Below are 21,704 nucleotides of genomic sequence, written 5' to 3'. Positions count from 1 at the left end.
GGATAGGTTCAAATCGCCGGGGCATCGGCTGCGGCGGCCCGACGGGCGCTCAAGCGCTCGCCGAGCTGAAAGCGGGCATCGCGGCGATATTCTTCCGTGGAAGTCCAGTTCGGCGAGACCCAGGTGGTCCATCCAAGTCGTCCGCTCTGTCCGAGCCTGACCGGGACGACCTCTCCCGCCGGAATGGCGAGCTCCACCTCCCATTCCAATTCGTCGCCGATATAGAAGAACACGGCGTCCGCCAGAGGCTCCGACAAGTTGCGCGCTTCGGTCGGCAAGAACTGTTCGTACTGGGTGAAATTCTTGACAAAGACCCGCACCCTGATCTTGTCCTCGACGCTGAATACGCGTGAGCCCAGAAGCGCGTCCCGCCCGAGCCTGGCATGGGTTCCGCCGAGCCGGCTGCAATGACTCGGGTCGAATGACAGCCAGGTGCCGACAAATTCGTCGATCTCGACCTTGACGTCGAACAGCCCCTGCAGGAACCGCGTCAACCGTGACGCACACTTCGCTCTGGGGGAGATCAGTCCGGCAAAGCTGAGCTTCGCCATATCCGGTACGGTGTCTCGATCAGCGAAAACGTCGGAGCCGAGGCCGGCGAAGGAGCCGACATAGGCGATGAAGCGATCATCCGCCGGACGGTCGTGCTGAGCGATCGGCCGCGCATCCGCCCAGGCGCGAAAGAAGAGTTGCAGAAAGCGTCCGTTGAGCAGATCGAGAAAGCGCGGGAAGGCGTCATCCCGCATCAGCCACCAGCTGAGGCTTTCGTCGGTGGTGGCAAGCGGCAGCGCGCCCTGCGGCCCCAGGAGACCGAGAAATTTGACGAATATCCTGAGCCGGCCACCCACGTCGTCGACGGCCGCAAGGTTGGAGGCGGGGAACTCCAGATAAGGCACTTGGCCGAGGTCGATATACTCCTCGCGGCGTGCAGCACTGTCACCGATCCGCGGTCGATCCGAGTTGGCGCGCTCGAGCTGGCGCAGCGTATTGAAGAAATCGAACCGCCAGGGCTCCGCCTTCATCTGGTCGATCAGCGTCATAGAGGTCTCCGCGTGCCCATGCGCGGCGGCCAACGCATGATCTCGCCGCGCTCCGGCGTCGAGACGACCGTCTGTGTGAAGGTATTGAAGCCCGAATAGTCGGCGAAGAAGCGCTCCAGCACGGCTCCGAGCAAGAACACGCCGCTGCCCTCGAATGCCTTCTCGTCGAGCGTGATGGTAATCTCCAGGCCGCGCGCTGCGCCGCTGCCGGTGCGCTCGCGCACCCGCCGTACGACCGGCCGGCTTTCTATGCTGCGCACGCCGCGGATCTTGCGTTCCGTGGCGTCGTCGAACTGGTCGGCGAACAAGGACAGCATTTCGCGCAGGGCTCCGGCGTTCTTGCCGCCACCGCGCTCGACGAGGCCGAGATAGTTCAGGCTCAGCATGTTGATCAGCCGCCAGCTGACGATTCCGCTGTTCGCGATCTCGCTGCGGCTGCGCATCTGGGCCACGATCGGTTCGCGTGGTCGGGTGGGACCAGCGACGCACATCAGATCAAGGGAAGTATCGTCCAGCAGGCGGAAGTCGGCGCCGCCCTGGCCGACCGGCAAGTGTTCCGTGAGATGCCGGTTGGAGCACAGCGCCCGGACGCTGAGTTCGGCGACCGCACCTTCGCCGCTTAGTTCACCGGGCTCCAGCAGAGACAGGAACATGTCCGTCCCGGTGTAGTCCGAGGATGCGCCGTACGTCTTTTCTCCCACTGTGCGGCGCCGGGGCAGCCGTCGAACGGTGAAATAAAGCCCCTCGACCGATCCGCTGGTCCGGTCGACGGCGGCCGAATACAGCGGGCGCACCGGCCGCTTGTCCTTGTCGGCCGGAAAGTGCGCGTAGACTTCGAGCACCTGGTGCGGTTCGTATTCCAGATAGCGGCTGCGATCGGGCACCACATGGTACTCGTGCGTATTCGACTTGACGGGGATGCGATCGCTCGTCTTCTCGAAAAGGTTGATTGCCGGCGCGCTATAGAGCCTGAAGGTATCGGGCCGCACCGCGGCGGCAAGCCGTGAATTGTGTTCATCGAAAGCGAAGACGATATCGATCGATTTGCTGCGCAGCCGTGGCATCACGCTGCGAAGTCCCGTCAGGTTGAAGCCGAGGAACTTGCGTGGAAACATGAAATATTCCCGTAGCAGCTCCGAGCCGCGAAAGACCCGGTTGTCGTTGGGAAACAGCGACTCGTTCTCGTCGAAACCAATCTGCTGCACGCAGTCATGGGGCGCACGAGTCACCACCGGATCGCCGAAATCATCGAGATGCCGGAAGTAGACGCCCCTGCAGTTCGAGATCAATTGCTCGTAAAGCGCAATGGCGTCGGACTCCGCGCCTGAAAGGTAGATCGGAAGTTCGCTCGTGCGGCAGCCCGCAAACCAGGTTTCCGGCTTGGCCCTGGCCTCTGCGTCCGGCAGCTCCTCATCGAGCCGGGCCGCGGTACGGTGGGTCAACGACAGCCTGAGCCCAGCGATGACGTCGCCGCCGACGGGAATCCCGAGCGCCTGCAGCGCGCCTGCTGTCGAGAAATATTCGGCGCCAGTGACGTCAAATGGCCAAAGAGCGATATCGCGGCAAAGTCGAAATCGGCAGGAAAGACTTCGTTCTCTCTCGCGATAGGTGGCATCGAAATAGGCGCCGCGCGCGATCTTCTTGCCATCGCGTAGCGCCGGGTCGGCATAGGGGGGGCGCGCCGTGACCAGCATGGCCGACGGAGTCGGGGCAAGGTAGTTCGGAACCAGTTGCTCGAGCAGGTTTGCAGTGAATTCCGGGAACTCGTGCTTGAGCTTGAGCTGAACGCGAGCGGCGAGAAATGCGGCACCTTCAAGCAAGCCCGTGATCATGGGATCTGAGCGATCCCGGATCAGCCCACCGAGGCGTTCTGCGATGCCGGGATACTCTTCGGCGAAATCCCCGGCCTGCTCGTAGAGCAGGGACAGTTCACGATTGTAAAAATCAAGGAATTCGCGGTTCATGCTAAAGTCGGTTGATCTGGATATCGCCGCTGTCGAGGTCGACGTCGGCGACGAACTCCACGGGGACGTTGAGCGGCTCGGCCTTCAGGTCGGCGTGAACGATGAAGCGCAGCTTGAGTTGCTCGGGGCCGACCGAACCGTCGCGTCGGACCCGGATGGTGTTGCGATCGAGCCTCGGTTCATAAGTCGTGAGCGTCTCGCGCAACGCGTCGGTGAGCTCGTCGTCGGCGACCTCGTCGATCGAACGGTGGGCAATATCAGGGAAGCCAAAGTTCAGGATTGAGGTTCGGACGCAGTCGTGGCCGTCCAGATCCAGGGTCGATTCCAGGGCAATGGTATTGAGGAGCGTTTCGAGGTCATGGGAGACCTCGCGCCGGAGCAACGTCTCCGAGATTGGAAATCGGCCCGCGCTCCGCCGCCCTGCAATGACCCGCTCGCCAGACTCATCGCGTAGATTGAGCTTCTTGCGTGCGTCGCGCGCTTCATGGGCTGAGCGAAATGCCAGCATCAGTGGGGGAGAGAGCCGATCCTTCTTTGGTGCAATGGTCATTCACGGTCCCCATGACGCCCAACTCGCATGCAATCCCGGGGGGCGCACGTTGGTGTCCGACTTGGCGTCGCCTAGCAGGCTTTCGGGCCCGCAACCGGGCCGGACGAGAGGTGCGATCAAAATCGCACCGCTTGGCGCCGGTTCGCCATTCGCAACCGGCGCCAGGCGAGGGGCCGACAATCAGGCCCATTCCTTGTTGGCAGGAACATCCCAGCCAAACGTCGGCGAAGCTCCGGCGCCGCCCTTCTCTGTCTGGGTCTTGTAGATCATCTTGACCTTCGCGAAGTTCAGACTCACGTTCTCGGTAAGGCGATCTTCGCCGTGCGATCCGCCTGTCGATACGCTCGTCACGAGAACCTGCTTCATCTCGATCTTGAGATATTCCAGCGGGTTTTCGCCGGCCTTGCGGACCGTCAGGATCGCGCTGTCGATATGCTTGCCGTTTGCGCAGACCTTGAAAAGTTCCGGCGTGGCCTTGTCAACGAAGTGCGTGAAGTGAAGATCCTGCACGCTGACCTTGCCGGCGCCGCCGCCCGATCCGCTGTGGAAGGTGCCGGTCTGGCTCTCGCCGAACGACCAGCTCAAAATATCGATTTCGTCTTTGTGCTTGTCGTCCAGCGACTCGCCCTTGATCGGATCGAGTTTCAGGAAGATGTCGACAGCCATAGCATGGTCCTCTCAAATGTCTGTGTGTACGGTTGCGATGCTGCAGCGTCAGGAGCTGGGACCTGGCAGGCGTGAAACCAGACTGAGGCCGACATCCATCGCTTCCAATTGAAAGTGCGGACGAAGAAAGAAGCGCGCGTTGTAATATCCCGGGTTCTCCTCGTTTGCTATGACCTCTACCTTCGCAGCGGCCAGCGGCTTGCGCGCTTTCTGAGCTTCTGACGATAGGGCTGGGTTGGCATCAACGTACTCGTTGATCCAGGTTTGCAGCCAGACCGTCAGCTCATCCTTCTCCTTCATGGATCCGATCTTGTCGCGAACCATGCACTTCAGATAGTGCGCAAAGCGAGACACTGCGAACATGTAGGGCAGACGTGACGACAGGTTGTCGGACGCGGTTGCATCCACGCCCTTCTCGCCGAAATACTTCTTCGGCTTGTAAAGCGACTGGGCGCCGATGAAGGCGGCCTTGTCGGTGTTCTTGCGATGGATCAGCGGGATGAGGCCCGCCTTTGCAAGTTCGTGCTCGCGGCGATCGCTGATGGCGATCTCGGTCGGGCATTTCAGATCGACGCCACCGTCGTCGGTCGGGAATGTGTGCGTCGGCAGATTGATGACCTCGCCGCCGGATTGCACACCGCGGATGCGCGTGCACCAGCCGAACTCCTTGAAGGCGCGGTTGATGTTGACCGCCATCGCATAGGCGGCGTTGATCCAGCCGTATTTGTCGCCGGTGTGCCCGTCTGTCTCCTCCTCGAAGGCGAACTCTTCCACAGGCTCCGATTTCGCGCCGTAGGGGAGGCGACCCAGCGCGCGCGGCATGCACAGGCCGAGATAACGCGAGTCGTCCTGGTCGCGCAGTCCCTTCCATGCGGCATATTCCGGCGTGTCGAACACCTTGCCGATATCGCGGGGGTTGGACAATTCGGTCCACGAGTCCATTCCCATCAGCGTCGGCTCGGCGCCGCTGAAGAAGGGGGCGTGTGCGGCGCCGGCGATCTTGCTGAGATCGCGCAGCAACTGCACGTCGGTGGGGAGGTGGCTGAAATAGTAGTCGCCGATAAGGCAGCCGAACGGCTCGCCGCCCAACTGGCCGAACTCGTATTCGTAGATCTGCTTGAACAACGGGCTCTGGTCCCAGCGCGCATCGGGGTAAAGCCGCAGATTACGATACAGCTCGTTCTTCGAGACGTTCATGACCCGGATCTTGAGGTTGGCGTCGGTCTCCGAGTTGAAGACGAGGTAGTGGAGGCCTCGCCAGGTACTTTCGATCGCCTGGAATTCGGGTGCGTGAATGATCTCGTTCATCTGCGCGGTCAGCTTCTGGTCGATCCGCGCGATCATCTCCTCGATAGTGTCGAGCACGTCCGACTTGATGACGCTCGAGTCCTTCAATGCTTCTTGAACGAGCGTGGATACCGCGTTGTCGACCTCGGTCGCTGCGCGTTCGGTGCGCGGTTTGAAGCTTTGCTTCAGCAGAGTGGCAAACTCGTCAGCTTCGACGGTCTTGACCTGGGTGGTGCTCTCTTTGTGAACAGCTTCTTTTGCCATGGTCCCCGTTCCTTCCTTAGCTCTCGGTGCCAGGTTCGGTCGACTGGCTGATCGCGCGTTCCCGAAGCGCTGCCATCAGTTGAGGATCGGCCAGAAGTTTTTTCAGCTGATCCTCGGCGGCTACCTTGCCATCCATGTAGCGCAGCAGGTTGGCAAGTTGTTCGCGCGCCTCGAGCAGCTTGGCTGTAGCCGGCACCTGGCGGGCGACGGCCACGGGAGTGAAGTCGGCCATCTTGTTGAAGCGCAGATTGACCGAAAGTTTTTCGTCTGATCCGTCGCTGAGACGATTGGTGACGCGCGCCGTCACGCCGGGCTGGATTGCCGCCATGCGGCTGTCGAAATTGTCCATGTCGAACTCGAGGAATTTGCGCTCCTCGACCTTCGTCTTCTCGACGCCGGGGTTATTGCCGGAAAGGTCAGAGAGGACGCCCATGACGAACGGCAGTTCGATCAGCCGCTCGGCGTCGTAAGGATCTTCGTATGTGATGTGCACGCGTGGTGCGCGATTTCGACGAATGAATTTTTGACCGCTATCTGTAGCCATGGTTCCCTCACTACGAAATCGCTTTAGACGTCGAATTTGCGCGACGCAGATCGGCTAGGGGACTTCAAGTTGCTGCGGTCGGCAAACATCCTTGTGTCCATTTAGTGCCCTCGAGCGAAAGCTGGGTTCAATGCGATCTGTCGATTGTTTTAAGCGCTCCCTCAGGAAGAACATCATTCAAAAGGCTGAGAAAGTCTCGTTGCGCGAGGTCGCGCGCGCGATCCGCCAAAAAGGGGATGGGGCTGGACGGCTCTGCGGTTCGGAAAAACGACGCCACCTTCGCCAGCAGGCCCAAGGCTTGCGCTCTGCTTTCCACTGAAAATACAATGTCTTGCGTGTTGTTCTCGGCCGTCGATGAGAGCGACGTGGCGAGTTCCGCCATCCGTTCGATCGGCAGGTCGAAGACCTTGTCGCGCCCGATGTTGATCGCAGCGCTCTCCACGTGCGCAGGCACCAGCATCCGCATGACTTCAATGAATGACTTGCCAACCATCTCCTGCGCTTGACGCACCAGCAACAGTGCCGGGTTGGACGGTTCCATTCGGGCAAAATAGCCTGCCACTGCTGCAAGCGCTGCAGATGCCTGTGCGGATGAAGTCACCACACCGGTCGTGTCTGACGGCGCCTGTGTATCGACAGGTCCGACATCTTCCGCGGTTGCGGCGATCGCGGCCGGATCGCGCGACGCGACAAGACCCGCAAGCCAGGCAGCCATGCCGTTAACCAAGCCAGAGAGCCTGTCGAGGCTGATCGGTTGCCCCGCGTTCAACTTCTCGTGCCAGGTTTGCTTGATACCCGCGATTTCAGCAGCGACCGCGGAGCACCGCCCGCTGGTTGCCTTGAGAGTGTCGAGATCTGTCTCGCTGACGATGCGCTCGATGGCCGCCAGATCAGGCCCGTCGGCGTCGGCGTCGCCGGCGGGAATTTCGCCCTGAGCGATCTGATAGGCACGGTAGTTGAGGTTGCCGTGTCTGCGGTTCTCGATCAGGGGAAGGAACTGGAGCGGGTTGATCACGGTCGGGAACACGTCGATCGCCTCGACTGTGACGGCGCGAAGTGCGTAGTCGCCGTCCTCGCCCTTCGGATGCACCGCCTCCCACTGCTCGCGCAGCAGCAGGTTGGTCGCCTTCAGGCAGCAGAGAAAGCCGTCGAGATCGCGGTTGAGGATTGAAAACTTGGCCAGCAGCAGGTTCAGACGTAGATCGCGGGTACGCGCCAGAATGGGCTGCGCGGCGGCAAACTGGCCGGCAAAATCGACTGCCTTTGGATCGAAGCGTCCACGCTCTCCGTTGGCATTGACGACCTCGAAGAACGACATCGGTAGCAGCGATTCCGCACCTGCGAAGAAGTTCAGATATTGGACGTCTCCGATGGCGTCGAGATCCGGCCCGCAGGGATCGTCAGCGGCAATGGGCTGCGTCAGGGAGGCGACGTCAAGCATATGCGGACCGTCCATCTGCTCGATCACGGCCCCGCTGCCGAGCCCGTGGCGACTAGGGGATCGCGCGGGGGCGCATGATCCGGAATCTATACCTATGGGTCAGATGCCTGCCGACCTTGGTTCATTCCCGAAGATCATGCCATTTTCGCGTGAACCGGCAAGCTCTTGGAGCCGACTACTTGATGGCCCGGGGTAGTTCTTTGGCGGCCGTTGTGGAACGTCAGGAAGCCCAGCCCTGGGGCGGGCTTGCCGGCACAGCCGGCGGCACGCAGGATTTCCGCCGTTCTTGCATAACGTCTGATCAGCTTTTTTGCAGCGGGTCATTCGATCGAAGGAGGGAGTTTAAGCCCACATGGGCCAGCTTACTCAGGATACCCGCCTCTGCGAACTCAAGACGCCTCTTGGCAAGGACGTTTTGGTTTTTGCCGGATTCGAAGGCTCGGAAGGTCTCAGCGAACTGTTCGAGTATCGCATCGAGTGTCTCAGTGAGGATGCCGACCTCGACTTCGACCGCGCTATCGGTCAGCAGTGCACGCTGACCATAAAGCTGCATGAAAAGGAGCGCGAGTTCAGCGGCATTCTGACGGAGGCCCAGTGGCTCGGGGTGAAGAACGACTATTTCAGCTACCGGATCGTGCTGAGGCCCTGGTTATGGCTGTTGTCGCGGACCACCGATTGCCGGATCTTTCAGGACAAGAAGGCGCCCGACATCATCAAAGAGGTCTTCAACGAACGCGGCTTCACCGACTATGAATCCAAACTCACCGAAGAGGGTTCTTGTCCGAAGCTCGAATATTGCGTTCAGTACCGCGAGACCGACATGAACTTCGTGTGCCGGCTGATGGAGCAGCACGGCATCTACTACTTCTTCAAGCATGAGGGCGGCAAGCACACGCTGGTGCTAGCGGACTCCAAATCGTCGCACAGTCCGATCAATGGTCTTGCTACGATTCCCTACATCCCGCTGGCGGGTGCCGACCGGCGAGGCGAGCAGCACATCTATGAATGGGTATCGGAGCGACGATTTCGTACCGGCAAGATCGAACTCAACGACTACAACTATCAGAAGCCCAACGCTCAGATGATCAGCGACGCCAAGGGCTCCGAGCATTACACTCGGTCGGAGATGGAGTTTTACGACTATCCCGGGAAGTTCAAGGAGAAATCCGACGGCGAGCGCTACGCGAAGATCCAGCTCCAGGCAGAGCAAGCGATGGATCGACGTCGCCGCGGCAATGGCGACGCCGTCAACCTGTTCCCTGGCGGGCTGACGAAGCTCGAAAAGCACTCCAAGGACTCGCAGAACGTCGAATACCTCGTGGTGCGAGCTGTGCACTCGTTCTCGATCGAATCCTATCGCACCGGCGGTCCGAGCGACGCAGGGCAACACGTCTATTTCGGCAGCTACGAGTTCTTGCCGAGTGACCGGCCGTTTCGAGCGCTGATGATGACGCCGAAGCCAAGAATCAACGGCATCCAGACGGCCAAGGTGGTGACCAAAGACGATAATTCGAGCGAGGAAATCGACGTCGAGTCCCTGGGCGAAATCTATGTCCGCTTTTTCTGGGATCGGAAGAAGAAGCGGTCGTGCCGGTTGCGCGTGGCTCAGGTTTGGTCTGGCAAGCGCTGGGGCGGTCAGATCATCCCGCGCGTCGGACAGGAAGTCGTTATCGAATTCCTGGAGGGGGATCCGGACCGGCCCCTGGTGATCGGCACCGTGTACAACGACGAATACAAGCTGCCCTACGATCTGCCGTCGAAGAAGACGATTGCGGGATTGAAGTCGGACTCCACCAAAGGCGGCGGCGGCTTCAACGAGTGGAACTTCGAGGACAAGAAGGGATCCGAGAAGATCACGGTGCATGCCGAGAAGGACCACGACGTAACGGTCCGCGACACCGAGACACGTACCATCGGCGAAGCTGCATTTGGCGGCGACACGCGCAACACCACGCTCAAGAACGGCAATGATAAGCTCGATATCCAGTTGGGTGGTCAGCACATCACTTTGGCCATGGACCAGTCTGTCAATGCAGGCATCAGCATCACGCTCATGGCCAATGCCAACATCACCCTACAGGTGGGTCCTAGTCAGATCATCCTGACCCCGGCGGGCATCGTCATCAACGCGCCGACGATCGCCATGACGGCGCAGGCCGGCATGGCGCTTGCTGCCGGTGGTCCGCTGGTCGCCCACGGCACTCCAACCCTTGTCGGTTGACGGTCATGGGACAAGTTCGGTTCGGTACGGTTCAGGATCTGTTTCAGGCCTATCCCTTGGCGCGTTATGATGTCGGCAAAGCCGACGCTGACAAGCCTTCGCTGGACTTCCTTCAGGAGGCCGCCGATGCGCGGAATTGGCACCCGGCCGTGTCTTACTGTACCTATCTGCTTCCCAGGCGCGTAGCAGTTGCCTGGGGATGTCGCTCTCTGCGACTGATGTTCGACCATTTCGACGCCAGCGATACCAGGTCGCTCAATATTGTGGAGACCTGGGTCCGGCAACCGGACGAGCAGTCCCGGAACAAGGCGCTGGCTGTCGGCAATGCCAATGATCCTGAGCAGCCGGCGACATGGCTGGCGCTGGCGGCCGGCTGGTCCGGCGGAAGCGTGGTTCCCCCGGAATTTGCGCCCGTGGAAGCTAAGCCAGATCAGGCCGCGCGGGCGGTGCGTGCAGCACTGCTGATCGGCCTCTGCCGGCTCCCCCGTGACTCCCGGGACCGGATAATGACGTCATGCCTAGAGGATGGTATTCAATTGGCTCGCGGCGAACCGCGCCCTCCGCGCTAACGAGACGATGTGATGGTGCTTCGCTTTAATATCGAGAACGAACCGAACCTTCCGGATGGCGGACCTGTGTCGTTTACGGTCACCGGCAGGCGTTCAGTCGATATTGGCCGGGACCGTCACCTCGACTGGACGCTGCCGGATCCGGCGCGGACGATTTCCGGAAAGCATTGCGAGGTGCACTTTCGCGACGGTGGCTATTGGCTGCACGACGTTTCGACCAACGGCACCTTTCTCAATGGTGCCGACCAGCGCATGCGGGGGCCGCACCGCTTGCGCGACGGTGACCGACTCACGATCGGCCACTACATCATCGGAGTTTCGCTGGAGAATGAGGCTGGCGGGGGCACCCCAAACCACGAGGCGCAACTGCGCGAACCCTCGGTCCAGCAGCATGCCGACTACGGAGAGCTTTGGACAGCCGATCGTGACATTCCGCCGCCGATCGATCCGCAACTGCTGAAGAAGCCACGCGAGGCTGCGCGGCCCGTCAATCCGGGGTTCCTGGATTGGGCGGCGAGCGTCCCGGCACCTGGTGTAGACCCATTCCGACGGTCACAGCCGGCGTCTCCGTACCAACCGTCCGAGCAGGACGACGACATGAACTGGGCAGCCGGTCCAGCCAACGCGCCGAAACCGCAAGTCGAGCGCCCGCCCATCATGCCGACCCCACGCCGGCCGTCGGTATGGATTGATGATGAACCAGCCGCTGCCCAGCCGCCAGCATCGCCATCGCGCCCGGCGCAAGCGGCAGACGAGGGACCTGTCACGGCCAAGCCAGTCGGCGGTACCGAGTTCGCGCGACTGGTGGCGCGCGCTGCAGGATTGCCGGACAATTTCTTTGCCAGCAAGTCCGATGCCGAACTCGCCGAACAGCTTGGCGTCATCTTGCGTATGACCGTGGATAATCTGATAGCGCTGCTGCAGGCGCGGACCCAAGCCAAGCAGCTGACCCGTAGCACCAGCCAAACCACCGTCCAAGCCCTCGAAAATAATCCGCTGAAGTTCTCGCCGACCTCGGAAGAAGCGATGCGCATTCTCTTTGGGCCGCCGACGCGCAGCTACCTCGACGCACAGCGCGCCTTTGCACAAGGCTTCGGTGATCTCAAGTCACATCAGTTGAAGACCTACATGGCGATGCAGCACGCTGTCCATGAGCTGATTGCGGGCATAGATCCGACGCTGATGGCGCGCGAGCTCGAGCTTCAGCGTGGCGCGAGCTCCTGGCTCGGCACGAACAAGGGCAAACTCTGGGACGAGTTCTTGACGCGCTGGAAGGCGCATCTCGGCCGCGACAACAGCGCGCCGATCGAAACCTTTATGTTGCATTTCTCGAACTATTACGACCGCGGTGACAAGCCCGGTTCAAAGTAAACTATCGGCGACCACGCGGCTGCCGACAATTTCTAAGTGGATGTAGGAATGTCTTGGTACAGCAAAGTTTTCTGGTCGGAAGGTCTGTTTCTGCGGCCGCATCATCTGCAGCAGAACGACCGCTACATCGAACACTTGCTGGAAAAGCGCGTTCGCTACACGACACCATACCCGTGGGGCTTTGCCCAGCTAGAGATCGACAAGGACCTTACCGAACAGAGCAAGTTCGCGGTGCGCAATGCGTCCGGCGTCATGCCGGACGGTACGCCGTTCGATATCCCAGCGGACAGCCAAATTCCCGAAGCGATCGACGTGCCGGAGACGGCCGCAGGCCAGGTCGTCTGGCTGATGATGCCGGTCGCGGCGCCAAACACCCGCGAGGTCGACGAGGATCGCACCGACAGCGCCAGTCGTTATGTTCGTAGTTCGGAAACCTTCATTGACTCGACCTCCGCGCTACGCATCGAGGAAGAGATCGACATCGCTTATCCGCGCTTGTCGTTCGAACTGCGCAAGAGCAGCAAGCCCGGATACATGGGGCTCGGCATCGCGCGCATTCTCGAGGTGCGCGACAAGAACATCCTGTTCGACGATAAATTCGTGCCGCCGATGCTGATCTGCGCCGCGCATCCGATCATCGATGGCTGGCTCAACCGCATCATCGGCTGGGTCGAGACCAAACTCGACGAGCTGGCGCGTTACGCGGTCGATCCGTCATCCGGCGGTGGCTTGCAGAGCGTCGACTATCTGGTCCTGCAAGTGCTGAACCGTACCATTCCCGTCCTGACTCATTTCCAGCGCTCCGGCAGCGTGCACCCCGAGCGCCTGTACGAGGAATTGCTGAGATTCGCGGGCGAACTTGCGACGTTTTCAACGGCGGAACGACGGGCGCGCAACTATCCGGCTTACGATCACGACGATCTCGAGAACGTCTTCACACCCTTGGTGAGCGACATCCAGGACTTCTTGAGCGCGCGATTGGGCCGGCGGGCGATCCGCCTGGAGATCATCGAGCGCGCACAGAATGCGTTCGTGTCGCCGATCCGCGATCGGGCACTATTCCGAAATGCGACCCTGGTGCTGGAGGTTGCCGCACGGCGGCCGCTCGTGGAGATCCAGAACGATTTCCCGCACCTGTTCAAGGTCGGGCCGAACACCAAGATGAACGAGATCGTGCACGCAAACTTGCCGGGCCTGACCTTGTCGCATTTGCCGACGCCGCCGCCGCACATCCGGGCCATCACGGATCACGTCTATTTCTATCTCGACCGCAAGTCGCCGCTGTGGCCCGAGTTCAGCACGGCGGCCTCGATCGGAATGCATTTCTCCGGCGACTGGCCGGAGCTTGAGCTGTATCTTTGGGCCATCCTGGAAGACAGGCCATGAGCGACAGGGACAAGCCGGTCAATCCTTTCGGTCGGGGCGAACGGACGATTATCCGTCCCAACCCCGGCGGGAAGTTGCCGCCGGCGCCGACCTCTCAGCCTCCGCCGGGCGAGGGGCCTGCGGCACGTCCAGGCTATTCGCCATCACCGGTACCCTCTCCCGGCGCGCCGGCGCCACCGCCGTCATTTTCTCCTGTCCCGCAGGGCTCGAATTACGCCTCCGCACCGGCCAGCCATCCCGCTGAGGAATGGATATCGACACCCGCGCAAGCCCAGGCGCAGCAGCCCATGCTACCGCCGGGACCGCCGTTGCGCGTCGACGATCTCGTCGCGCCAAATGCCAACCCAGTGATGCGCGCTGCGGGCCCGTTGCTGCAGCTGCTTGGTCGGTTGCGGGTGGCGCTCATGCGCGCGTCATTCGCGAGTTTGATGGAGCAGGTTGCAGACGCGATCAAGTTCTTCGAGAAGGACATCCGTTCCGCGGGCATATCCGAGCACCAGGCCAACACAGCGAAATACATCCTGTGTGCCACTGCCGACGATATCGTGCAGCACATCCCGACCGAGGAGCGCCACGTCTGGACGCAATATTCGATGCTGAGCCGGTTCTTCGGCGAGCGTGTCGGCGGCGTCCGTTTCTTTGAGATTCTCGACCATTTGAAGGTTGATCCACTGGTCAACTATCCGGTCCTAGAACTTCAGCACGCCTGCCTTGCGCTTGGATTTCAGGGTATTCACCGGACGTCAGCGGGCGGACTTGCGAACCTGCAGCTGATCCAGCGTAACCTCTATGAATTGCTGCGCCGGGTCCGGCCGAAGACGATGAGCGACCTGTCGCCCAACTGGCGCGGCCAGGCGCTGGCGGGGCGCCGGCAGCGTCTGCGCGTTCCGGTCTGGCTCGTCGCGGCTGTCGTCGCCGCGCTGCTGACCGGGTCCTATTTCGTCCTGCGGACGCTCCTCGCTAGCCGGGCAGAGAATGCTGCCGAGGTGGCGCTCGCGCTCCATCCGGCCGGCCCGATCGAGCTCAAACGCCAGATCGTTGCACCACCGCCGCCGCCTCCACCTCCGCCGCCACCGGATCGCATCACCCAGTTGCAACGCATCCGCAACGCGCTCGCGAAGGAGAACACCGCCTGTGCCATGACGGCGGACCAGACCCCGAGCTTCATCGTGATCAGGGTCTGCGATCTGGCCTTGTTTGCATCGGGCCAGGCGACCATCCTCGACGGTTTCAAGCCGATCGCACTCCGCGTCGCGGCAACCCTCGACAAGGAGCCGGGACGGATCCGGGTCGTTGGCCATACCGACAGTTCGCCGATCCGCACAGTCCGCTTCCCGACAAATTTCGAGTTGTCGGTCGAGCGCGCCAAGGCGGTTGCCGCGGCACTGAAGCCTGGCTTGACCGATGGTTCGCGCGTCGACGTCGAGGGCAAAGGAGCAGATGCGCCAATCGGTAGCAACACGACACCCGAGGGACGCGCCAAGAACCGGCGCGTCGAGATCTTTATCGAACGCAGCGAATAGGCAGATACCGCCGGGTCAGGTGGTTTGCGACAGGTACGGTTAGATGCTTGCCAAGGACATTCTTCGCATCGTTCTCTACGGAGTCGGGCTCAGCTCGCTCGGAGCGGTGATCTATCTCGCCGGTCCCTTCATCGCGTTCGGCGACTGGCGGCCGCTGGAGAACCATGTCGTCCGGCAGATCGCCATTCTGCTGCTCACCACGGTCGTGGCAGGCATCGTTGGCCTCAATCTGTTCAAGCGGCGCAAGAGTGCCAAGGAGATTGCCGACGGCATCGCTGGTGCGGACCAGCCTGTCAGCGATGAACCGGTGCTCAAGGAGCGCATGAAGGATGCGCTCGCGACGCTGAAGACCGCCAGCGGCAACAAGTCGGGCTATCTCTACGATCTGCCGTGGTACGTCATCATCGGTCCGCCCGGCGCCGGCAAGACCACGGCGCTGGTCAATTCCGGGCTCAAATTTCCGCTCGCGCGCGGGGCGACGCCCGCAGCGATCGCGGGGGTCGGCGGTACGCGCTACTGCGATTGGTGGTTTACCGAGGAGGCGGTGCTGATCGATACCGCCGGCCGCTACACGACCCAGGACTCCAACAGCAAGGCCGACAAGGACAGCTGGCTGGCGTTCCTGGATATCCTGAAGAAAAGCCGGTCGCGCCAGCCGATCAACGGCGTCCTTGTCGCCATCAGTATCGAAGACATCCTGACGCTGCCGAAGCAGGAACTCGCACTTCACGCCGATGCCATCAGGATGCGCCTGCTCGAGTTGCATCAGAGGCTCAAGGTCAGCTTCCCGGTCTACGCGCTATTTACCAAAGCCGATCTCGTTGCCGGCTTCACCGAGTATTTCGCTTATCTCGGCGAGGCCGGCCGCCGCCAGGTCTGGGGCGCCACGTTCCAGACCGCAGACAAGACCCAGAATCTGGTCGGGCAGATCCCGGTCGAGTTCGACCGTCTGCTGGAGCGCCTGAGCGAGGAGACGCTCGACCGTCTGCAGGACGAGCCGACGCCCCAGCACCGCGTGCAATTGTTCGGCTTTCCGGCACAGATGGCGCGGCTCAAGCCCCAGATCCACGACTTCCTCAACCAGATCTTCGAGCCGACGCGCTATCATGTGAACGCGAACCTGCGCGGTTTCTACTTCACCTCGGGTACGCAGCAGGGCACGCCGATCGACCAATTGATCGGGTCGCTGGCACGTACATTCGGCGCTGAGGAGGTCGGTTCCGGATCCTATTCGGGCACGGGCAAGAGCTTCTTCCTCGCCGATCTGATTTCCAAGGTCATCATCGGCGAGGCCGACTGGGTCTCGACCGACCGTGCCGCGGTGCGCCGCGCGCTGATCCTGAAAACCGCGGCCCTGTCATTGATCGGCCTGGTCTCGATCGGACTGATCGCAGCCTGGCTGATGAGCTACAAGCGGAACTCCGATTTGATCGAGCAAAGCCTGCAGGCCGATAGCGAGTATGCGGCCGCCGGCGCACCACTTATCAAGCAGACGCTGATTGCCGATCATGATCTCGACAAGGTGCTGCCACTACTCTACCGGCTGCGCAACGCCCCGGCAGGTTACGGATCGCGCGGCGAGTCGGTGCCTCTGTCGGCCCGCTACGGGCTCAGTCAGCACGCCCGGCTGCTGTCGCCCTCGAAGGCGGCCTATCATACGGCGCTTGAGCGCATGTTCCGGCCGCGCCTGCTGTATCGCCTCGAGGAGCAGCTCAACGCGCGCATAAACGAACCTGCCTTCGTCTACGAGGCGCTCAAGGTCTATCTGATGGTCGGCGGCCTGCAGTCGCCGGACCGCGAGCTGATCCGCTCCTGGATGCAACGTGACTGGGCGGACAACCTCTATCCTGGCGCCACCAACGCGGAAGGGCGGCGTCTGCTCGACGAGAATCTCGTGGCAATGTTCGACCTCGAGACCGAGCAGCAGCCGCTGGTCGAACTCGACGGCCGGTTGATCAAGCAGGCCCAGAGCTCCTTGGCGCGCCTGAGCGTGTCGCAACGTGCCTACGAGTTTCTGAAATCGGAGGCTCGCGCATCGACCGCTGGCGACTGGATCGCTAGCCGCCATGGCGGACCCGACATGGGTGTCGTGTTCGAAACCACGACGGGGCAGCCTTTGGACGCGGTGCGGGTACCTGAGTTCTTCACGTATAACGGCTTCCATCAGAAGTTCGTCGCCCGGCTGTCCGGATTGTCTGAGCGGATGAAGCGGGAGCGATGGGTTTTGGGTGATGCAGGCCAGCAGTCGGCCATCGACCAGCAGTACGACAATCTGGCCGGCGATCTGCTCAACATCTATTCCAACGATTTCGTGACGACCTGGCGAACGGCGCTCGGGAGCCTGCGCCTGAAGAAGCTGCTCGCCGACAAGCCGAAATACGAGGTGCTGCGGGCGCTTTCGGCGCCGACCTCGCCGATGCGGCAAATTCTGGAATCGGTGCGCGATGAGACGGTGCTGACCAAGGAACGGGCGAAGCCGGCGAACGCTTCGGCGCCAGCTGCCGCACCGGCGCCGGCACTCTTCACGAATGCCCAGGATGGACCGCCTGGCGCGACGATCGAGGCACAGTTCAAACCTTACCACGCGGCGCTCGAAGGCGAGAGCACCCGCCGGCCGATCGACTCGACCGTCGCGAACCTGAACGACATCGCGCAGAACCTGACGTTGATCATCGAGAATCCCCAACTGACAGCACAGGCCACGGCTGCGCTTCAGACCCAGGTCGCAGCGCTCCGCAACAATGCCTCGCGCATGCCGCCGCCATTCTCCGACATGCTGCGCGCTGCAGCCGCGGAGTTCGAAGGCAGCATCGCGGCTTCAACCGCTGGGCAAATCCTGCAAACGTTGCGCGATCAGGTCACGCCGGTCTGCCAACAGACCGTGACCAACCGCTACCCGTTTGTCCGCAGCAGCGGCCAGGAAGTCCCGCTGGCGGATTTTGCCAAATTGTTCAGTCCGAACGGCGTTATGGACAAGTTCTTCACCCAGTACCTGGCACCTTATGCCGACACGTCGCGGTCGGACTGGGCTTGGCGCAAGGAGAGCCCCGTTGGTCGGTCGTTCTCGCCCGACACGCTCAAACAATTCCAGAATGCGGCTTATATCCGGGATGCGTTCTTCCAGACGGGCGGCGGTGTGCCCGCCGTTTCTTTCGCGATCCGGCCTCCTGGGGCACCGGGGCCAGGCGTGACCGTTAAGACCGAGATCGGCGGCACCACGATTGCGAGCCCAACCATTCCCGGACCGGCTACGTCGTCCTTGTTCGGCGGTCCGCAACCGACGCCACCGCCACCACCACCGCCTCAGAGCAACTCGCCAACGACCGTCCTATGGCCGGGCCCAGCGCCGCGAACGGCAATTTCAGTTAGTAACGACACCGGCGCGCCATCCGTGCTCGAGCGCATTGGTCCCTGGTCGTTATTTCGGATGCTAGAGGCGGGCTCATTGGTTGTGAAAGCGGAAACGGCCAGCGCGACTTTCATCGTCGCGGGGCGCGAGCTCAACTATCAAATTTCGACTGGGTCGTTGCGCAACCCGCTGAATCTGTCAGTGCTGCGCGAGTTTCGTTGCCCGACCGGGATATGACCATGCGTTGCGGGCTATTCGGCAAGATCGGCGCCAAGCGCGATTTCATCGCGATCGCGACCCCGCGCAGCTTCCTGGAAGCCTGGGAGCCGTGGGTACAGGCCGCGCTGTCAGCAAGTCGCCACCAGCTTGGCCCAGGATGGCAGCAGGCCTTTCTGACCGCTCCGGTCTGGCGGTTTTGGCTCGGCGCCGCGATCTGCGGCACGACAGTGGCGGGTGCGATCATGCCCTCGCTCGACGGGGTGGGGCGATACTATCCCTTGACCCTGCATGCGGTGACCGGCGAGGCCGTCTCGCTGCCGCCGCCGAGCATTGATCCGCAGGACGAATGGTTCGGGCAAGTGGAGGCGTTCATGCTTTCGACCCTGGATCGGGCGGCAACCTTCGAGCAGATCTCCGATGCATTGGATCAGCTTGCGGTGCCACGACTGCAGGAGACCATCGCCGGCGGTCCGGCGATCACGTCGCTTGGTAGTGCGACAATGGGAAGGGCTTCGGCGGTCGACGCCTTCGCGGGGTCGTTTGCAGCACTTTGCGCCGCCAACCCACAGGTCTACGCCGCGGCCAGCTTCTGGTGGACCGCCGGAGGGGAAGGCTTTCCGCCAATGGCGCTGAGTTGCCGCGGATTACCAGATCCGTTTCACTACATCACGCTGCTGACCGGTGATCTCGGCCACGCGGCATCCGGGAATGGATGACACGCGATGGTGCATATTCCATCCTTGTTCGATGTTGGTAGCGTCACCCATGCCGGACGGGTGCGGGAGCGGAACGAGGATTCATGTTTGGTACGAACCGACGTCGGCCTTTGGGCGGTCGCCGACGGTATGGGTGGTCACGAGGCCGGCGATCTCGCCAGTCGCATTGTCGTGCAGTCGCTTGACGCGATCGGCACGCCAGAATCAGCCGCAGACCTGCTGGCGGAATGCGAGGAACGGCTGTTCAGCGCAAACCAGCAGATACTGGCGCTAAGTCATGAACGACAGGGGGCCACCGTCGGGACCACAGCGGCGGTTCTGCTCGTTCGCGATAGCTACTATGCCTGCATATGGGCGGGTGACAGCCGGGTCTACCTGATCAGTCGTGGCGCAATTAGCCAAGTGTCGCATGATCACAGCGAACTGGAGGAACTGATCGCCGAAGGTGCGCTTTCGCGCGAAGACGTGAATGATTGGCCGAGCAATGCCATTACTCGTGCCGTCGGTGTCGCCGATGATCCGGAATTTGAGGTGGTGACAGGCCCGGCCGAGCCGGAGGATATCTTCGTGATCTGCAGCGATGGCCTGACCAGGCACGTGCAGGACGACGAGATCCTGCAGCACGCGGCTACGCGACGCGCCCAGGCGGCTTGCGATGACATGCTCGCGCTGGCTCTTGATCGTGGCGGGCTCGACAACGTGACGATTGTGATCGTGCGACTGCTGACGCCACGATCTCAGGAGGCGACAAGATCTCCGCTCAATCGGGAGCCGCAACCATGACCCCGAACGATCCGTTCCGATCGTCCTATCACGGCGTGCCGCCCGGCACGCGTCTCAACGGCATTTACGAGATCGAAGCGGTGATCGGCGCGGGCGGCATGGGTGAGGTGTACAAATGCCGTGAGATCCAGACTGGATCGCCTGTTGCGGTGAAAATGCTGCTGCCCGACATGGTTGACAACGAGGCGGCGCTCGCGCTGTTCCGTCGAGAGGCCGCGGCACTCCACAATCTTCCGCATGACGCGATCGTTCGCTACTTCCTGTTTACCGTGGAGCCGGTGCTGCAGCGACCTTATCTCGCGATGGAATTCGTGAATGGCCGCTCGCTCTCTAACATGCTCGATGATGGGCCGTTGGCCTTCGAGGCGCTGATCAGGCTGATGCAGCGCGTCGCATCGGGACTGGAGGCCGCCCATGAGCACGGCATCATCCATCGTGACGTTTCTCCGGACAACATCATCGTTCCGCTCGACGACGTCAGGCGGGCCAAGATCATCGACTTCGGCATCGCGCGGTCGACCCAGATGGGTGACAAGACCATCATCGGCTCGGGCTTCGCCGGCAAGGACAATTACGCATCGCCGGAACAGGTTGGGTTGTACGGCAATGACGTGACTGCGAAATCCGATGTCTACAGCTTCGGTCTTGTGCTGTTCCATGCGCTGACCGGGCAGAAACTCGACATGGGCGGCAGCCAGTTTCAACTGGTGGAGAAGCGACGGCGTATGCCCGATCTCGGGGCGGTGGATATGCGAATCCGGCCTTTGCTGGAGCGGATGCTGCAGCCTGATCCGGCATTGCGCCCGACCATGGGGGAGGTCGCCAACTGGACGCCAACCGGTTCGGCCCAGACACCGGCCGCGCCGTTATATGGCTTCGATCCGCTACGGCGGCCGGAAAGCGCGGCGCCGGCGTCGCAGGACAGGATGCCGTCGACCGCGCGGAGCGCGCGCGGCCTCTGGCTGGGGGCGGGCGTGGCGGCATTGTTGCTGCTGGTCGGCGGTGGCGGATATGCCTTCTACAAGCTGGTCTGGTCAGCGCCCGGCACAGCGGTTTTGCCGCCACCTCCGAAACTCGCTGGAACAATGGTGCCGCCGAAGGTCGAGCCCGCTGGACCACAGCCCGGACGCCAAGAGACAGAGAAGTTGTCCGCGCAGCCGACGGCAACGCCGTCTCCGGCGCTCGATGGGCCGGGGCGAGCTGAGCGCATCCGCAAATACGTGGCCCAATATTCTGGCGGTGACTGCTTCTTTGTCTTGCCGATTGCTGTGAGCCCAAATGCGGCTGTCATCGAAGGGTTCGGTGCCTCGACCGCCCCATTCGACACCTTCGACAAAGCGTTTCGGCGTGAGCAGGGTTTCGAAGCTTCGGTCGGCGTCAGGCAAGTGACCCAGGCGCAATGCCCTGCCGTCAAGTTCTTGAGTCAGGTCGGGAGCGATCAGGCGCGAATGCCACGCATCACCCTGTCAGCGACAGAGCTGAAGGGCGGCGAAACCCTCAATGGGACCATTGAGAACTTTGCCAACCGCGTGGTCGAGCTGCTCATGGTGTCAGATCGCGGCGAAGTCCAGAGCCTCTCCTACCTTCTGAAGCCGGGCATCGACTCACTTTCGTTTACGCTCCCGACAGCGCGCGCGAGCGGTCCGCAATTGCTGTTGGTCGTGGCGGTTCCGCAGGTTCTGGACTCATTGCGCCAGCCGCGACCGATGGCTGCCGACACGTTCTTTCTGCAGGCGCTAAGCGAGGCTCAGCGCAACAAGGTGACCGTCATCGCGGCCGCGCGCTACGTGCTGCTCACCAATTGACCGGCA

At 61.8% G+C, this 21,704-nt stretch carries 16 protein-coding genes; 9 read left to right on the top strand and 7 right to left on the bottom strand.

Annotated elements, in window-relative coordinates; translation table 11 throughout:
- Positions 1 to 8 precede the first annotated feature (8 nt).
- From tssG to AB7535_RS25245, 7 genes are all read right to left on the bottom strand, one after another.
- Positions 9 to 1,073: a type VI secretion system baseplate subunit TssG gene (gene tssG, locus AB7535_RS25275; RefSeq protein WP_208088027.1), complete on the bottom strand. Its 1,065-nt coding sequence runs from the start codon at positions 1,071 to 1,073 to the stop codon at positions 9 to 11.
- Positions 1,037 to 3,004, bottom strand: a complete 1,968-nt coding sequence (tssF, locus tag AB7535_RS25270) for a type VI secretion system baseplate subunit TssF (RefSeq protein WP_354076922.1) — start codon at positions 3,002 to 3,004, stop codon at positions 1,037 to 1,039. The genes tssG and tssF overlap by 37 nt, the downstream gene beginning before the upstream one ends.
- Position 3,005: 1 nt before the next feature.
- Positions 3,006 to 3,554, bottom strand: a complete 549-nt coding sequence (gene tssE / locus AB7535_RS25265) for a type VI secretion system baseplate subunit TssE (protein ID WP_354076920.1) — start codon at positions 3,552 to 3,554, stop codon at positions 3,006 to 3,008.
- Between the two features lie 180 nt (positions 3,555 to 3,734).
- Positions 3,735 to 4,220, bottom strand: coding sequence for an Hcp family type VI secretion system effector (locus tag AB7535_RS25260; RefSeq protein ID WP_014493489.1), 486 nt, complete (start codon positions 4,218 to 4,220; stop codon positions 3,735 to 3,737).
- Between the two features lie 48 nt (positions 4,221 to 4,268).
- Positions 4,269 to 5,771: a type VI secretion system contractile sheath large subunit gene (tssC, locus tag AB7535_RS25255; RefSeq protein WP_028150765.1), complete on the bottom strand. Its 1,503-nt coding sequence runs from the start codon at positions 5,769 to 5,771 to the stop codon at positions 4,269 to 4,271.
- 16 nt (positions 5,772 to 5,787) lie between these two features.
- Positions 5,788 to 6,315, bottom strand: a complete 528-nt coding sequence (tssB, locus tag AB7535_RS25250) for a type VI secretion system contractile sheath small subunit (protein WP_208088023.1) — start codon at positions 6,313 to 6,315, stop codon at positions 5,788 to 5,790.
- A gap of 127 nt (positions 6,316 to 6,442) precedes the next feature.
- Positions 6,443 to 7,756 (bottom strand): ImpA family type VI secretion system protein, encoded by a 1,314-nt coding sequence (locus AB7535_RS25245; RefSeq protein WP_354077039.1) that lies wholly within the window; start codon positions 7,754 to 7,756, stop codon positions 6,443 to 6,445.
- 352 nt (positions 7,757 to 8,108) lie between these two features.
- On the opposite strand from AB7535_RS25245, the gene AB7535_RS25240 reads away from it, so the two are divergent.
- The 9 genes from AB7535_RS25240 to AB7535_RS25200 are packed head-to-tail and all read left to right on the top strand — an operon-like array spanning position 8,109 to position 21,698.
- Positions 8,109 to 9,977, top strand: coding sequence for a type VI secretion system Vgr family protein (locus AB7535_RS25240; RefSeq protein WP_439037066.1), 1,869 nt, complete (start codon positions 8,109 to 8,111; stop codon positions 9,975 to 9,977).
- Positions 9,978 to 9,982: 5 nt separating this feature from the next.
- Positions 9,983 to 10,546: a DUF6931 family protein gene (locus AB7535_RS25235; RefSeq protein WP_439037065.1), complete on the top strand. Its 564-nt coding sequence runs from the start codon at positions 9,983 to 9,985 to the stop codon at positions 10,544 to 10,546.
- 12 nt (positions 10,547 to 10,558) lie between these two features.
- On the top strand, positions 10,559 to 11,917 hold the full coding sequence (tagH, locus tag AB7535_RS25230; protein WP_439037064.1) for a type VI secretion system-associated FHA domain protein TagH: 1,359 nt from the start codon (positions 10,559 to 10,561) through the stop codon (positions 11,915 to 11,917).
- A gap of 48 nt (positions 11,918 to 11,965) precedes the next feature.
- Positions 11,966 to 13,303, top strand: a complete 1,338-nt coding sequence (gene tssK, locus AB7535_RS25225; RefSeq protein WP_439037063.1) for a type VI secretion system baseplate subunit TssK — start codon at positions 11,966 to 11,968, stop codon at positions 13,301 to 13,303.
- Complete coding sequence (tssL, locus tag AB7535_RS25220) at positions 13,300 to 14,826, top strand: type VI secretion system protein TssL, long form (protein ID WP_439037062.1); 1,527 nt, start codon at positions 13,300 to 13,302, stop codon at positions 14,824 to 14,826. Before tssK ends, tssL begins: the two co-directional genes overlap by 4 nt.
- A 43-nt stretch (positions 14,827 to 14,869) precedes the next feature.
- On the top strand, positions 14,870 to 18,412 hold the full coding sequence (gene tssM / locus AB7535_RS25215) for a type VI secretion system membrane subunit TssM (RefSeq protein WP_439037061.1): 3,543 nt from the start codon (positions 14,870 to 14,872) through the stop codon (positions 18,410 to 18,412).
- On the top strand, positions 18,409 to 19,110 hold the full coding sequence (gene tagF / locus AB7535_RS25210; protein ID WP_063981822.1) for a type VI secretion system-associated protein TagF: 702 nt from the start codon (positions 18,409 to 18,411) through the stop codon (positions 19,108 to 19,110). The genes tssM and tagF overlap by 4 nt, the downstream gene beginning before the upstream one ends.
- A 6-nt stretch (positions 19,111 to 19,116) precedes the next feature.
- Positions 19,117 to 19,893: a PP2C family protein-serine/threonine phosphatase gene (locus AB7535_RS25205; RefSeq protein WP_014493500.1), complete on the top strand. Its 777-nt coding sequence runs from the start codon at positions 19,117 to 19,119 to the stop codon at positions 19,891 to 19,893.
- On the top strand, positions 19,890 to 21,698 hold the full coding sequence (locus tag AB7535_RS25200) for a serine/threonine-protein kinase (RefSeq protein ID WP_063981823.1): 1,809 nt from the start codon (positions 19,890 to 19,892) through the stop codon (positions 21,696 to 21,698). Before AB7535_RS25205 ends, AB7535_RS25200 begins: the two co-directional genes overlap by 4 nt.
- The last annotated feature ends 6 nt before the right edge of the window (positions 21,699 to 21,704 follow it).

Source organism: Bradyrhizobium sp. 956_D2_N1_4 (assembly GCF_052076025.1).
GTDB classification, from domain to species: domain Bacteria; phylum Pseudomonadota; class Alphaproteobacteria; order Rhizobiales; family Xanthobacteraceae; genus Bradyrhizobium; species Bradyrhizobium barranii.
Note: the sequence above shows the minus strand (reverse complement) of the source record. Positions and strands in the feature narration are given on the sequence as shown.

What these genes read in the sequence shown, in the direction of transcription:
- tagF (WP_063981822.1), top strand. Translation starts at nt 18,409, where the DNA reads ATGACCATGCGTTGCGGGCTATTCGGCAAGATCGGCGCCAAGCGCGAT.
- AB7535_RS25245 (WP_354077039.1), bottom strand. Translation starts at nt 7,756, where the DNA reads ATGCTTGACGTCGCCTCCCTGACGCAGCCCATTGCCGCTGACGATCCC.
- tssB (WP_208088023.1), bottom strand. Translation starts at nt 6,315, where the DNA reads ATGGCTACAGATAGCGGTCAAAAATTCATTCGTCGAAATCGCGCACCA.
- tagH (WP_439037064.1), top strand. Translation starts at nt 10,559, where the DNA reads ATGGTGCTTCGCTTTAATATCGAGAACGAACCGAACCTTCCGGATGGC.
- tssC (WP_028150765.1), bottom strand. Translation starts at nt 5,771, where the DNA reads ATGGCAAAAGAAGCTGTTCACAAAGAGAGCACCACCCAGGTCAAGACC.
- tssE (WP_354076920.1), bottom strand. Translation starts at nt 3,554, where the DNA reads ATGACCATTGCACCAAAGAAGGATCGGCTCTCTCCCCCACTGATGCTG.
- AB7535_RS25200 (WP_063981823.1), top strand. Translation starts at nt 19,890, where the DNA reads ATGACCCCGAACGATCCGTTCCGATCGTCCTATCACGGCGTGCCGCCC.
- tssK (WP_439037063.1), top strand. Translation starts at nt 11,966, where the DNA reads ATGTCTTGGTACAGCAAAGTTTTCTGGTCGGAAGGTCTGTTTCTGCGG.
- tssF (WP_354076922.1), bottom strand. Translation starts at nt 3,004, where the DNA reads ATGAACCGCGAATTCCTTGATTTTTACAATCGTGAACTGTCCCTGCTC.
- tssM (WP_439037061.1), top strand. Translation starts at nt 14,870, where the DNA reads ATGCTTGCCAAGGACATTCTTCGCATCGTTCTCTACGGAGTCGGGCTC.
- tssL (WP_439037062.1), top strand. Translation starts at nt 13,300, where the DNA reads ATGAGCGACAGGGACAAGCCGGTCAATCCTTTCGGTCGGGGCGAACGG.
- AB7535_RS25205 (WP_014493500.1), top strand. Translation starts at nt 19,117, where the DNA reads ATGGTGCATATTCCATCCTTGTTCGATGTTGGTAGCGTCACCCATGCC.
- AB7535_RS25260 (WP_014493489.1), bottom strand. Translation starts at nt 4,220, where the DNA reads ATGGCTGTCGACATCTTCCTGAAACTCGATCCGATCAAGGGCGAGTCG.
- AB7535_RS25235 (WP_439037065.1), top strand. Translation starts at nt 9,983, where the DNA reads ATGGGACAAGTTCGGTTCGGTACGGTTCAGGATCTGTTTCAGGCCTAT.
- AB7535_RS25240 (WP_439037066.1), top strand. Translation starts at nt 8,109, where the DNA reads ATGGGCCAGCTTACTCAGGATACCCGCCTCTGCGAACTCAAGACGCCT.